14 protein-coding genes and 2 pseudogenes are annotated in these 12499 nt (G+C 71.2%); 6 read left to right on the forward strand and 10 right to left on the reverse strand.

Annotated features, from left to right (window positions below; all coding sequences use genetic code 11):
• Nucleotides 1-6: 6 nt before the first annotated feature.
• The gene (locus ACZ5NH_RS25760) at nucleotides 7-1104 is read right to left on the reverse strand and encodes an IS110 family RNA-guided transposase (protein ID WP_468778391.1); all 1098 of its coding nucleotides are present in this window, start codon (nucleotides 1102-1104) and stop codon (nucleotides 7-9) included.
• Between the two features lie 506 nt (nucleotides 1105-1610).
• Here ACZ5NH_RS25760 and ACZ5NH_RS25765 point away from each other — a divergent pair.
• A pseudogene (locus tag ACZ5NH_RS25765) lies at nucleotides 1611-1736 on the forward strand (DUF6233 domain-containing protein); the annotation flags it as partial.
• A gap of 192 nt (nucleotides 1737-1928) precedes the next feature.
• Here ACZ5NH_RS25765 and ACZ5NH_RS25770 read toward each other — a convergent pair.
• Nucleotides 1929-3164, reverse strand: a complete 1236-nt coding sequence (locus tag ACZ5NH_RS25770) for a PP2C family protein-serine/threonine phosphatase (RefSeq protein WP_468778392.1) — start codon at nucleotides 3162-3164, stop codon at nucleotides 1929-1931.
• A 764-nt stretch (nucleotides 3165-3928) separates the two neighbouring features.
• A pseudogene (locus tag ACZ5NH_RS25775) lies at nucleotides 3929-4234 on the reverse strand (MmyB family transcriptional regulator); the annotation flags it as partial.
• 548 nt (nucleotides 4235-4782) lie between these two features.
• On the opposite strand from ACZ5NH_RS25775, the gene ACZ5NH_RS25780 reads away from it, so the two are divergent.
• Entirely contained in the window at nucleotides 4783-5043 is a 261-nt protein-coding gene (locus tag ACZ5NH_RS25780) for an ANTAR domain-containing protein (RefSeq protein WP_468778459.1), read from the forward strand.
• Nucleotides 5044-5537: 494 nt separating this feature from the next.
• On the opposite strand, the gene ACZ5NH_RS25785 is transcribed toward ACZ5NH_RS25780, so the two are convergent.
• The 7 genes from ACZ5NH_RS25785 to ACZ5NH_RS25815 form a co-directional block, all read right to left on the reverse strand.
• Nucleotides 5538-5711, reverse strand: a complete 174-nt coding sequence (locus ACZ5NH_RS25785) for a GAF domain-containing protein (RefSeq protein ID WP_468778394.1) — start codon at nucleotides 5709-5711, stop codon at nucleotides 5538-5540.
• A complete protein-coding gene (locus tag ACZ5NH_RS25790) occupies nucleotides 5708-6058 on the reverse strand; it encodes a hypothetical protein (protein ID WP_468778395.1) in 351 nt (116 codons plus the stop codon). The genes ACZ5NH_RS25785 and ACZ5NH_RS25790 overlap by 4 nt, the downstream gene beginning before the upstream one ends.
• A 77-nt stretch (nucleotides 6059-6135) precedes the next feature.
• Entirely contained in the window at nucleotides 6136-7449 is a 1314-nt protein-coding gene (locus ACZ5NH_RS25795) for a PP2C family protein-serine/threonine phosphatase (RefSeq protein WP_468778396.1), read from the reverse strand.
• A 260-nt stretch (nucleotides 7450-7709) separates the two neighbouring features.
• Nucleotides 7710-8627, reverse strand: coding sequence for an SDR family oxidoreductase (locus ACZ5NH_RS25800; protein ID WP_468778398.1), 918 nt, complete (start codon nucleotides 8625-8627; stop codon nucleotides 7710-7712).
• 216 nt (nucleotides 8628-8843) lie between these two features.
• On the reverse strand, nucleotides 8844-9212 hold the full coding sequence (locus ACZ5NH_RS25805) for a hypothetical protein (RefSeq protein WP_468778400.1): 369 nt from the start codon (nucleotides 9210-9212) through the stop codon (nucleotides 8844-8846).
• Nucleotides 9209-9880: a hypothetical protein gene (locus ACZ5NH_RS25810; protein ID WP_030645365.1), complete on the reverse strand. Its 672-nt coding sequence runs from the start codon at nucleotides 9878-9880 to the stop codon at nucleotides 9209-9211. The genes ACZ5NH_RS25805 and ACZ5NH_RS25810 overlap by 4 nt, the downstream gene beginning before the upstream one ends.
• On the reverse strand, nucleotides 9871-10446 hold the full coding sequence (locus tag ACZ5NH_RS25815; RefSeq protein ID WP_225101756.1) for an RNA polymerase sigma factor: 576 nt from the start codon (nucleotides 10444-10446) through the stop codon (nucleotides 9871-9873). The genes ACZ5NH_RS25810 and ACZ5NH_RS25815 overlap by 10 nt, the downstream gene beginning before the upstream one ends.
• A gap of 154 nt (nucleotides 10447-10600) precedes the next feature.
• Between ACZ5NH_RS25815 and ACZ5NH_RS25820 the strand changes: the two genes are divergently transcribed.
• The 4 genes from ACZ5NH_RS25820 (at nucleotide 10601) to ACZ5NH_RS25835 (ending at nucleotide 12487) form a co-directional block, all read left to right on the forward strand.
• On the forward strand, nucleotides 10601-11092 hold the full coding sequence (locus ACZ5NH_RS25820; protein WP_030645369.1) for an Asp23/Gls24 family envelope stress response protein: 492 nt from the start codon (nucleotides 10601-10603) through the stop codon (nucleotides 11090-11092).
• An 84-nt stretch (nucleotides 11093-11176) separates the two neighbouring features.
• Nucleotides 11177-11344 (forward strand): hypothetical protein, encoded by a 168-nt coding sequence (locus ACZ5NH_RS25825; protein WP_030645371.1) that lies wholly within the window; start codon nucleotides 11177-11179, stop codon nucleotides 11342-11344.
• Nucleotides 11341-11748 carry an Asp23/Gls24 family envelope stress response protein gene (locus ACZ5NH_RS25830; RefSeq protein WP_030645373.1) on the forward strand — a complete coding sequence of 136 codons (408 nt, stop codon included), beginning with the start codon at nucleotides 11341-11343 and terminating at the stop codon, nucleotides 11746-11748. The genes ACZ5NH_RS25825 and ACZ5NH_RS25830 overlap by 4 nt, the downstream gene beginning before the upstream one ends.
• Before the next feature lie 112 nt (nucleotides 11749-11860).
• Nucleotides 11861-12487, forward strand: coding sequence for a DUF6286 domain-containing protein (locus ACZ5NH_RS25835; protein WP_227025780.1), 627 nt, complete (start codon nucleotides 11861-11863; stop codon nucleotides 12485-12487).
• The last annotated feature ends 12 nt before the right edge of the window (nucleotides 12488-12499 follow it).

Genomic DNA, 12499 nt, shown 5'->3' on the forward strand with positions numbered 1-12499 from the left:
ACGCCCCTATAACGCAGGGGCGCGGGAAACCGGTCTGACCAAGTTGAAGACCTCGCGGGCGGCATATCGCTTGAGGCATCGGATGATCTCGCGTCGGGTCTTGCCTTCCTGGGTGCGGCGTTCGTAGTACGCCTGGGTACGGGGGTCGTGGCGCAGGCGGGTGAACACAATGCGGTGCAAGGCCGCGTTGGCCTGCCGGTCGCCGCCGTAGTTGAGCCGGCGCGTGCTCCGCCGGCCCGACGAATACTCGACGGGGCTGACTCCGCAAAGGGCAGCAAAGGATGCCTCGGTGTTCAGCCGCTCGGGGTTGTCTCCCATGGTGATCAGCAGGGTGACTGCGCTGTCCGGGCCGATGCCCACCGGTACGAGTAGCTGTGGGGCGTGGTGTTCGACGAGCTGGGTCAGGCGTTGGTTCAGCTCATTGATCTGCCCGGTGAGCTGTTCGATGCGCTCGGCGAGCATTCCCAGGGTCGTGTGGGTGGCCTGGGCCACCGCGTTCTCGCCGTCCTCGCCGGCGCCTGGGCCGAGGCGTGCGCAGGTGCGGAACAGCTCGCGGTTGCCCAGTCTGGACAGTCGTTCCCGCAGTGCGGGATCGGCGATGACCAGGACGGCTTTGAGCTGGTTGATCGCCTGGGTGCGGGCCTTGACCGCGGAGTCCTTGGCGAGCTTGAACATCCGGGCGCTGTGCACCGGACCGTCGCCGGACTTGGCCCGGGCCCGGGCGCGGCCACTGAGCACGGCCCGCGCGGCGGCCTGCGCGTCGAGCGGATCCGACTTCCCCAGCAGCCAACGGGTCGAGCGGTCGGGGCGGTTCACCTCGTATACCTCGACCTGCTGCGCCAGCAGGTAGCGGGACAGGCCCGCGCCGAAGGTGCCGGTGCCCTCTACACCGGCCCGGCGCACCGTCCCCCGCTTGCGGGCCCACACGAGCAGCCGCCGGTAGCCGGCCACCGTCGCCGGAAAGGACTCGGTGCCCAGGATCTTGCCCAGCGGGGACACCACGGCGGCGACGTGCACCTCACCGTGCGTGTCCACGCCGAGCACGACCTCTCTCCGCACGGGAGGATCCGTACTGGAGGAGGTGCTGCGCTGTCTGGTCGTCATGGTGGTTCGCCTCCCGCGGGGTGACACGCCGAGTGGATGGCACCGGCCCGCTCGGGCGGTCTGAACCGTGATGGCGCCTGGAAGTCGGCAAGGTCCCTATAGGGACACGCCCCGTGGCTCGGTGACAGCAGACACCATCCCGCAACGACAGTCGACAAGTCCGTGACTGGACACTTCGGTCAAAGATCTCAAGAGTCAGACCCCCGTCCGGGACGGCACTGCACAACCGTCCCATCGATCCCAGCGCAACGGCACGACCCGACCACGGCCGGATGGTTTCGTCCGAACCGGCGCCCAACCTGGCCGGAGCAGGCTGACACTGAGATGACTCCCCGCCCACTCGTGACCGGCAATGACGGACAGCCTGTGACCCGCCTTTGGTCGCCCTCCATCGGCCATCGCACGAACGGCTTCGAGCCCTCATTCTGGTGCACGGTTGTCCGCAAGTCATGGAGCGGGCTGCCAAAGAGACGGCCTAGCAACTCGGCAAGAGCACCGGCGAGTGCTGGGCGGCGGCCAAGAGCGGCCGGTGTCGGCCGGTCAGTCGGGAACAGGCGCTGGATGCCCTGCGGCAGAACGTGGCGCCGTGCATCCACTGCGGACCGGATACGGAACTCGGCCTACTCGAGTAACGGGGAACCAGCAGCACCGCACGAAGGGGCGCCCGCGTGGAAGGCATGGCGCATGTGGGCGCTGCCGGACCCGATGCTCGCGGCCCCCGTCTCCGACCCGGCGCCGCCCGATGGGTGGGCCGCCGAGGAGAAGTGGGACGGTTCTCGAGACACCTCGTGATGTCTCATTCGCGTTGGCACCGTTCACCTAGGTCACGACTGGTCCTTCGTGCGTGCGGCTGAGGCTTGCCGGGTGTCTGCGCCGGCGCTGACGTGCCGCTGGGTCTCCTGGGGGCCGTGCCAGTCCAGGCAGACGGCGGTGGCATCGTCTTCGAGCCGGCCGTCGGCGGCGTCCCGGACCGCGGACGTCAGCGCCAGCACGGTCTCCCTCGGGTGCAAATTCCGGGTGCGCGCCAGCAGGGCGGGCAGATCGACCTTCTCTCCGTGACGTTCGAGCATGCCGTCGGTGAACATGAGCAGACGGTCACCGGGCCGCAGGTTGAGGTCCTGCACACGGTACGGGTGGGGAGTCAGCTCAGACAGCCCGAAGGGATGGTCCACCTCGCAGGTGATCGTCTCCACAGCCCCGTTGCGCATGCGCAGTGGCCAGGGATGACCGGCGTTGACGAGTTGGGCCCGCCCGGTATGGAGATTGATGCGCAGGAGCTGCCCGGTGGCATGACCGTGGCCGTGTTCGATCAGTGCCTGGTCTGCCCGGTGGGCCTGTTCGGCCAGGCCGGTGCCCGCCCGGCGGGCCCCGCGCAGGGCGCCCACCAGGACCGTGGCGGCCAGGGCGGAATCCATGTCGTGGCCCATGGGATCGGTCACCGACACGTGCAAGGTGTCGCGGTCCACGGTGTAGTCGAAGGTGTCGCCGCTGAGGTCCTCGGAGGGCTCCAGGTTCCCGCACAGGGTGAACTGTGCGGCCTCGCACGACAGCGACAGGGGCAGCAGCTGGTACTGGATTTCAGCTGCCAGGGTGGGGGGCTTGGAGCGTTTGCCCCAGGTGTAGAGATCGGTGAAGTGGCCGTTGGCGATCACGATGTAGGCCAGGATGTGGGCGGCTTCCCCGACTGCGTCGAGCACGTCCTCGCCAGGGCCGGTCGGCAGGAGCAGTTCCAGCAGCCCGATCGCATCCCCGCGGTTGGTGACGGGCACGATCACCCGCTGTCCCTCGCCGGTCGCGTCCTGATACAGGCGCTGGGTACGGATCACCTCCTCGTAGACGCTGCCGAACAGGGGAATCCGCTCGGCCTGCCGCCCACCCTGAGTGGGAGCGGTGGACAGCCGAGCCACCGCCTTCCCCGTCAGGTCCACGATGAGGAAAGAGACCTTCGTGGCCTCGAAACGCCGCCGCAGGTCCTCCGCGATCACGTCGACGGCGTCCGCCGGCGCCGCTGTCTCCGCTGCCGTCAGCAATCGGGTGAGCCCACTCTGTCGACCACTCACGACCGCAGTCCCTTCCACAGCCCCCCCACCAGCTTGGTAATCGCCGCAGTGAGCGTCAATCCGTGAACAGTCACGCTCCGGCATTCGCCCGCGGACGCGGCCGCCACGGCTGCTCTGTACAAAGCGGCTCGACGGGCCCATGTCTTATGAGACACGCCAGAGCCTGGAGAACGATGGCTGGAGAGCGCTGCTCTCTCTGGATGCCGGGCGTTTGGTGTTGCGCTCTCGCAGGGGCAGGAACCTCGCACCCTCCTTCCCCGAGGTTCGTTCCGGGCGCGGTCCAGCTGCCCGACGCGACGGCCCTGGACGGCGAGCTGGTCGTACGGGAAATCCAGCAGGCTCGCCTTCGAGCGACTCCAGGGTCGCCTCCAGCGGCGCGGTGCCGGCGCTGCCCGGCTCGCCGAGCAGTGGCCCGCCCACTTCGTCGCCTTCGACTTGTTGCGCCTGGCGGGCACCGACACGACCAGATGGCCGTACGCGGGCGCCGCAGGGCTGCTCTGGAACGCCTCTTTGCCGAACAGAACCTCACCGCGCCGTGGGCGCTGTGCCCGTCGTTCCCGCTGACCTGGGGATTCACGAAACTGCGGACAGAGCCCTGCCGACCACGCGGCCGGTACGTTGGCGGCCACCGGTCCCGGCTGACGTGGACCCGCAACGCAGCCGACCCGCAATCCCGCAGTTCAGGGGCGGCCACTCCGCCGACCTGACCGCCGAATGCCGAGCCGGTCTACCATGGCCGGCCGCTTCACCCTGCCGTCGGGCCCGGTTCCGTGGGCCGTGTCCTCGATACCGATGACCCGCAGCAGTTCCAGCCGCTCGCGAGCCTCGGCGTCCGGCGGGGTGAGCACCAGCAACTGCTGGCCCTGGTCGGGAGTGACCAGGGTCTCGCAGTCCATCAGCAGGCGGCCGACCCGCGGGTGCAGCAGAGTTTTGCGGTCGGCGCGCCGGACCGCCACCTAGTGCTCGGCCCAGATCCCGCGGAAGTCGGCGCTCGCGGCCTGCAATCGGTCGATTCGGGTCGCTGCCCGACGCAGGTGGGCGACGGTGTGGGGGTCTGGCTGAACGCGGCCCACCTCCGGGTCCCCCCTCCCGAGTCCCCCACACCCGAATGCCCTGCCGCGATGTGCGACAGGCGCTCAATCGGAGCCGCGACCGGTCGTGCGCAGGCCCCCGGGAGGAGGGGATGCTCTGGGACGCCGTGATCAGGACGTCTTCTTCCGGGTGCGGTTGATGCACTCCGAACGCACGGCCGTCCGCGCCGGCACCGGAGAGCCTCGAACCGACTCTGAAGACGGTCAGCCGAGCCAGGACGACACCCGGCCTCGTGATCCTGCCCCGGTATCTGATGGTCGAACAGTCCTCCGCCCGGATCAGGCGCGCCGGCAGGCACCCGCGACCATGGACGGAACATCCCGCGATCCGAGCGGTACTGGTCGTCGCAGGGCACCACCGTCATGGCCGAGTTGAACCCCGAGTGAGCTCCACTCCACCGGCCGCTGCGCGCCGTGGAACGGGATGCACGAAAACGGCAACCTGGGGTAATAGTCGAACTGTCGTCCTCGCAATTCCGTACGGCATCGGCGACCCGGGCGGGAGACCCGCGGTCTGGGATGTGATCATGATGGAAAACTCTCTGAACGGCACCCCGATGCGGCTCGAGGAGCACTTGGTTCCGGCACGGACACCGCTCCTGAACAAAATCAGCGAGTTGCAGACCGAAATCAGCCAGCTGCAGGAGGCCGTCGTCTCCCACACCGTGGTCGACCAAGCGATCGGTGTGGTCATCGCCCTCGGTGGCCTGCGTCCCGAGCAGGGATTCCAAGTGCTACGGAGGTCTCACAGCACACCAATACGAAACTGCGGCAGGTCTCCGAACTGATCGTGGAGTGGGTACACAGCGAACAGCTGCCCGACGAGATCCGCACCTCCCTGGACAAGGCACTGGCCACCGCACGGTCCATCTGAACGCAGAACAGCTCTGCCGCCCGCGTTCTGAGCCGGACGGCAGGGCGGGCGGACGAGTTGAATGCCAGCTCACTTCCGAACCCGCACGCGACGCGACCTCCGCTCAACGTGTCCCCGCAGCCATCTGACCAAAACGTCGCACGCCAGACTTTCCGGCGGTCGCTGATCACGCACGCTACGAAACGCCGGGGCCAAACCGGAACGCCGCTCGGGACAACGTCGTAGCCGGTCCCTTCTCGTCTGCGTCATGCGCTGAGCGAGAAGCCGTATGTACGCGGGCCGGTGCCCGCCGAGGCCGCGTACCGGCACCGGGCGGCAGGCCGGCGCGGGCCGAACAGCCGCTCAGTACGCCTGGGACGCTGTGCGCTGGAGATCCTCCATGGCGTCCGGGATGACGGTGCGTCGGTGTCATGCCAGCCAGCTGCCCGCCACGTCGGCGGTTTCGCGCAGGGCCGCGAGCTGGCTGCGGGTGAATCCGGCGATGGGCCGGGCGTGATGCGTCGAGATCGCTCCCAGCAAGGCACCAAGCTCGTCGAGCAGCGGGATGCTGTGACAAGCGCGGCTGCCTGCGTGCAGGATCACGTGCCGGGAACATCGGCGAGCCGCACATGGCCCATGGCGGTCTCGGTGATCTCCAGTACGCGGCGCAGCCCCGCGCCGAGGACCGCGCCCTGCGGAGCCGTCGGGCTTGTGCTGCCGGACAGGCGGAGCCCCGGAAGCCGGGGAGCGCCGGCCCGGGCGCGGTGGGGAAACGAGCCGCCGGTCCGCTCATCCGGCCCGGCGATGCGGTTGACCGCGTCCGCAAGACGCCTGGCCGGACGGACTCGGATGGGTACTGACGTGAGTGTCGATCTCCTGGGCCCACGGGTGGCCGCCTCGCCCTCCTCGCTGCTCGGCAGGCCGCCCGTACATGCTCCGGGCTCTTGCATTGTCTCCTTGCCGGCGCGCGCCCACGTAGGCGTCACGGTCGCAGGAACATCGCGTACGGCGAGCATTCGACGTGGCCTCAGGGCGAGACGCCGTCGCCCGACTGTGGCAGTCGCAGGGCGAGCAGGGCGATGTCGTCGTGGGCCCCTGCCACGAGTCCGTTCATCAGCTCGTCGCTCAGCTCGTCGATGTCCTGGCCGACCAGGGCGGCAGCGCGCTGCCGGAGCCGGGTCATGCCGTGATCCATGGATTCGCCGCGCCGTTCGATCAGACCGTCCGTGTACAACAGCAGGGTGCTGCCCTCGGGCAGGGGCAGGCCGGCACTGGGCCGTTCGGCGTGCGGGTCGACGCCCAGCAGCAGGCCGTGTGCTTCCCAGAGGTAGGTGGTGCCGCCGTCCGCGGTGACCAGCAGGGGTGGCGGATGTCCGGCACTCGCCCATTCCAGCTGGTACGGCCCTCCTTCCTGGCCCTTGAGCAGCGCGTACACACAGGTGGCGGTGCGGTGGCCGTAGAGGGCGTCGACTGCGACGTCCAAGCGGCGCAGGATCATGCCGGGCGGCTCCCGGCGGTCGCAGGCGATGCCACGCAGCATGTTCCGGATCTGGCTCATGGTCACGGCGGCACGCAGATCGTGGCCGGTGACGTCGCCGATGATCAAAGTGGTGTCACCGCTTTCCGGCAGGACGAAGCTGTCGTACCAGTCACCGCCGATCTGCGCGGTGGCGAGCGCCGGGGAGTAGCGGGCGGTGATGCGCAGACCCGGTACGACGGGCAGGTCCGGCAGCAGAGAGCGCTGGAGGCGCTCGGCGACGGCCTGGGTCTCGGCGTAGAGCCTGGCGTTGTCGAGGGCCAGCGCGATGCGGTGGGTCAGGTCCTCGACCAGCGCCAGGTCCGCCTCGCCCCACGGCGGGTGTCCCTCGCCCCTGACCAGGGTCAGCGCACCCAGCACTCTCCCGCGTGCCCGCAAGGGTGCCACGATCACGGAGTCTCCCCCGAGTCGCGCGAACGGTTGCATGGTTGCCGTGTGCAGCGGATCGGACGCCTCCTGCGCGGTCGGCAGCCGCCCGGCCGACAACAGCAGCGGGCCGGCGCCGCGAAGCACCCGGGACAGCGGGCCTGTCGCCGTCTCCGGCACCGGCGGCAACGGTCCCGTCAGGCCGGTCAGGGCCGCGTTGGGGTCACGGTGTGAGAAACAGACCCGCTCGACGACGCCGTCCTCGTCCACCAGATCGGCCGCGGACCAGTCGGCCAGTCCCGGCACCAGCACGCGGCACACCCGCCTGAGCCCCTCGACCGCGTCCAGCGTGCTCGACAGCGCCGCCGCGCTCCGGGTGGCGAACGCCAGCTGGTCGAGCGCCGCTCGCAGCGCCGCGTCCGCGTCATCCTCGTCCATGGCGACCACCTACCCGCCTGGGGGCTCTACGGCCGCTTCCGCCCTGGGAAACCACTCCCCGGGCAGTGCACCGCGTCCGTATACGGCAGGGGCCCGGGCATGTCCTTACGGTCTCCCCGGGGCCGAGTCTCCTGCTTCCGGCGTGTTACCGAGCGTTCTGATCGGCCGGTCCGGCCGGCTCTCGCTCTACGATCGCAGCATGCGCGGACGTCGCACGGCCTGTCGGACACCCTCTGGACGCCTCCGGCCCCCGTCGTGGGTCAGGTCTCGGGCCTGACCGACATCCAGTCGGCACGGCCGCCCGCCCCGAGCACGTCGGCCTCGGCCCCGAGTTCGTCGGTCGATCCCTCCCGCAGTTCGCGTCGGGCGATGCAGCCGACCACGAACGGGAAGAGCGGCCGCAAGGGCTGGCACCAGCGCAGCCACGGGGGCGCGTAGATGCTCCGGGCACGGTGTGTGATGCCGGTGGCGAGCCAGTCGGCCACCTGTGCGGGACTGTGGACCCGCCGAGCGAAGGGCGGCTGGTGTCGACGGAGGACTCTCAGCACCGGGTGCTCGTCCAATCCGGCGATCATGTCGGTGCCGGTCCAGTGCAGGTAGGCGATGCCGACGGCGACCCCCTCGGGGGCGACCTCACCGCGCAGCGCCAGGGCGAAGGACTCCGCGCCTGCCTTGGACGCGCAGTACGCGCTCATCATCGGAGCGGAGCCGAACGCGACGGTCGAGGCGATCTGGAGGAAGTAACCTCCGGTCCGCGTGAGTTGGGGAAGGAAGGCCCTGGCGGTGTTCGCCGCCCCGACCAGGTTGACGTCGACGACGCGTCGCCACAGCTCGGCCTCGGTGCGGGTGAAGGGGCCGCCGACGGCGATGCCGGCGTTGGCCACGACGACGCCGGCCGGTCCGAGCCGCTCCTCGACCTGCCGCGCAGCCCTGTCGAGGGCGGCCTGATCGGTCACGTCCGCCTCGATGCAGACGGTCATGACGGCCAGTGACGCCGCCACCTGGGACAGCGTCTCCTCCTCACGACCGAGCAGAGCGATCCGCATGCCCTCCGCGGACAGGCGCCGCACCAGTGCCTCGCCGACGCCGCGCGCCGCCCCCGTGACCACAGCGACCCGGCCCCGCAGTGGGCCGTCGCGCATGGCGGCAGGCGGGCGGCTGCCGAGGACAGTACGCATGCGACCCTCATCTCTCCCGCTGCCGTGGTCGGCCGCCTCCCCGCGTACCCGTAACGCACAGCCGGTCACCCCGCACGAGGGCCGGATCGTCGCCGGCATCGAGGCTTGAGCCCGCGACCGCCCATGTAGGACTTCCGGACGGGAGCAGCGCTCCCACGGTCGGCGACCTGCTGCTTGCCGAACGACGGTTCGCGGGGCCTGCGCCCGCGCCGCCGCTCATGCCGCGTCGCGCCAGGCGGCGATACCGGTCACCGTGACCGCGACGGTGACCGGCTCCGCGGCACCGTGGGTGGCGAGGTGGGTGACGAGGGCGGCTGTCACCCGGTCGTGGACGTTTCGGGCGATGTCCAGCGCCCGCCGACCCTCCGTCAGGACGCAGCGCACCTCGATGTGCCATCCCGAACCGTCCGGCGCCCGGTCGGCGCGTACGCCGGCCTCGGGCGGCGTGGTGTCCGCCCGGGTGGGCGCGGCGGCTGCCGCGAGGCGCCGGGCGAGGCGGGGTTGCAGGGCGGCCACGCCAGGAACCGCGAGGGCTGCCTCGGCCGCGACGCCGGGGAGCGCGGTGGTGCCGACGCCGGTCATCATGCGCCACCGCCCGTCGGGAGGCGGGGACCGAGGGTCGGTCCCGGTTCCAGTACGTCGGCCACGGTGATGTCGACGGCTGTCACCGTGAGCCCCAGGTCCTGTCCGGCCGAGTGGAGGACCGATCGGCGTACCTGGTGGACCCGGTCGGGCAGCGGGCGGTCGAGGGCGGCGGCCAGGGTCATGGTCACCCGCACGTCGGTGCCGTTGCCCTCGGGTACGAGCCGGCAGGTCGCGGCCCTGGCACCGGGGACCGTGTCCGCGGCCCGCCTCAGCACCTTCGCCGCGGCGCTCTCGGCGATCCGCAGGTCCCGGTCGGGGTCGGCCAGGGGCAGCAGCCGCCCGAACCGGACCTCTGCCCTGACGACGTCCATGACCCGGTCGGCGAGTGCGTGCAGGCCCGGAGGGTCCTCGTCGCGCAGCGTCCGGGCGGCCGCGTTCACCGTGGCCAGTCCCTCAACCGCCTCTCGGCAGTATGGACAGGACACCGGGTGCGGGTCCGCGGCCGGTGGTGCGTCCCGCGCCTGTTCCCAGACCCGGCTGAGCAGGCGGCCGCAGGGCAGTACCTCATCGCCTGCGATCGGGGGCACGTCGGCGGCGGCCCAGCCGTTGCGGGGCCCGTCGGCTCCGGGCGGTTCGGGAGGCCGCGTGTGCGGGTCGTCTAGCGCCATGGGCCCATCGCCTCCTGCAGGGATCGGCGTGCCCTGAACAGTCTGCCGCGTACCGTCTGCTCGCCGGTACGCGTCACGTGCGCTATCTCCTTGTAGGGCAGTCCCTGCACCTCCCTCAGGATCCAGCAGACCCGCTGTCCGGCGTCCAGCTCGGCGAGAGCGCGGGACAGGGCGGCCGTGGCCGCGTCCTGCTCGGCGGTCCGGGCGGGCTGGCTCCACGCGTCGCCCGCCGCGGGTTCGGCGACGGTGTCCAGGGGGAGGGGCGGCGGCCGGCGGTGGCACATGGTCTGGCAGCGGTTGACGGTGATCCGGTACATCCAGGTGCGGAACTCCGCCCTGTGGCGGTATTCCGGCAGGTGGCGCCAGGCACTGACGAAGGCGTCCTGGACGGCCTCTTCGGCGTCCTGGGGGTTGCCCAGCATGCAGCGGGCCAGGGTCAGGAGGGAGCGGCTGTGCCGCTGGACGAGAACGGCGAAGGCGTCCTCGTCTCCCTCGGCCGCCCGCACCGCCAGCAGACGGTCGGGCAGGTCGCACCCCAGTCGTGGGGAAGCAGTGCGTTCGATCATGGCGCTCCCACGCAGGCTCGGAACGACCGTGTACCCCCGAAAAGAGATGTGATGCACATCACATACCAGGGCACGTGAGGACTCCGCCGCTCGATATGTCCAACTTTCGACGGGCACCATTCCGGTGTCCGGCCGACCGATCGAGGCGACCGCCATGACGGACAACATCACCAGCGTCGGCGGGGGCAGCCGGCCCGAAACAGGCGTGAGCGCGCTCAAGGGCCGCACCGGGGCCGGGGCTCCGGCCGAGACACGGGGCAGGACCACCATCGCGGACGGCGTGGTGGCCAAGATCGCGGGCATGGCCGCCCGCGAGGTACCGGGCATCCACAGCCTGGGCGCCGGGATGGCCCGCGCCTTCGGCGCCATGCGGGAACACGTCCCCGGCGCAGGCGGAGGCGGAGCGGTCACCCGCGGCGTCAAGGTCGAGGTCGGGGAACGGCAGGCCGCGGTGGACCTGGACGTCGTCGTCGAGTACGGCGTCTCCATCGTCGACGTCGCGGGCGGCGTACGCACCAACGTCATCAGCGCCGTGGAGCGGATGACGGGCCTGGAGGTCGTCGAGGTGAACATCGCCGTCGACGACGTCCACCTGCCCGACGACGAGGAGGAACAGACCGGACCGGACGAGGGCCGCGTGAGGTGACCGCTGCCGGGAGCACCGCCGTGTCCTCGGGCACGAGCGGATGATCACGGCGGGAGGGACACTCGCGAGACGGGTGAGTGCAAGATGAACACAGCAACGACGGGACTCGCGGCCGGTATGGCCCTCGGCTTCGCCGGCTACTTCGGCGGCTTCTGGGCGTTTCTGCTGGTGCTGGTCCTGGGCGCGGCGGGGCTGATCGTCGGCCTCGTCGTACAGGGCGACCTGGACCTCCGGACACGGAGGCAGCGGTGAAGACCCGGCCCGGTTCCCCCGGTGAGGGGTCGGGCCCGCCGGCGCCGGCCGCCGGGCTGCCGCCCCCGGCCGAGCGGGGCGCCACCGTCATCCCGGACAGGGTGGTCGCCCGTATCGCCGCGCAGGCCGCGCGCGCGGCGCAGGCGCGGCGCGCCGCGGTACCGCCCGATCGGGGCGGACCTGCGGCACCCCACGCCTCCGCCGCCGTCCGTACCGGATCGGTGCGCCTGCATCTGACCATGGACCTGCCCTACCCCACCGACATCCCGCGTGTATGCGAGCGGATCCAGCGGGACGTCGCCGAACGGGTCGCCCAGCTGACCGGGCTGCGAGTGGGAGAGGTCCTCCTCACCGTCCGGCGGCTGGTGACCGCCACCGACTCGAGCCGGGGGCGGGTCCGGTGAGCGGCCGGGCGGCCCGGGTCACCGGGCACGCCGTGCAGGAAGGGCGATCGTGATGACATCCGGTCCACGTCCCCCGGGCCGCGGCTCCGCGTCGTCCGGGCACCGTGGCGCAGTGCCGCTGACGAAGGAGCCCGATCCTCCCGAACGCGACGTGTCCACCTCGGACCTCACAGCCGGTGAGCGCGAAGGAGGGCACCGAACCCGTCGCAAGTGGTCGGCGCGCAGCGTCACGGCGGCGCTGGTCGCCGCGGTGATCCTCGTGGCCGCGGTCGCGACGCTCGTCGACGTCGTCGCCGTACGGGCGGGACGTCCGGCCGCGGCCTGGCGACGGCACCTGGCCGACGAACTGGCGACCCGCCCGGTGGACGACGTGTGGATGCTGACGGGGGCCGCCGTGGCCGCCGCCGTCGGCGTCTGGCTGATCGTCCTGGCCCTCACCCCCGGTCAGCGACGCTGGCTGCCCCTGCGCTCACCCGCCGGCTGCCCGCGATTGCGGGCCTTCGTGGACCGCAACAGCGCCGCCGTCCTGCTGCGCGACGCCGCCATGCGGGTCCCCGGAGTCGGCGCGGCGCACGTCCTGGTGGGCCGCCACCGCATCAAAGCCCGCGCGGACGTCCGCTTCCGAGACCCCCGACAGGTGAAGGACGACCTCACCGCCGTCCTCGACGAGGAGCGCGACCGGCTCGCCCTCGCCCGTCCTCCCCGCATCGCCGTACGGGCGCGGCGACGCACCCGCTGACACAAGACCCGC

This window comes from Streptomyces sp. NPDC031426, from assembly GCF_055581585.1.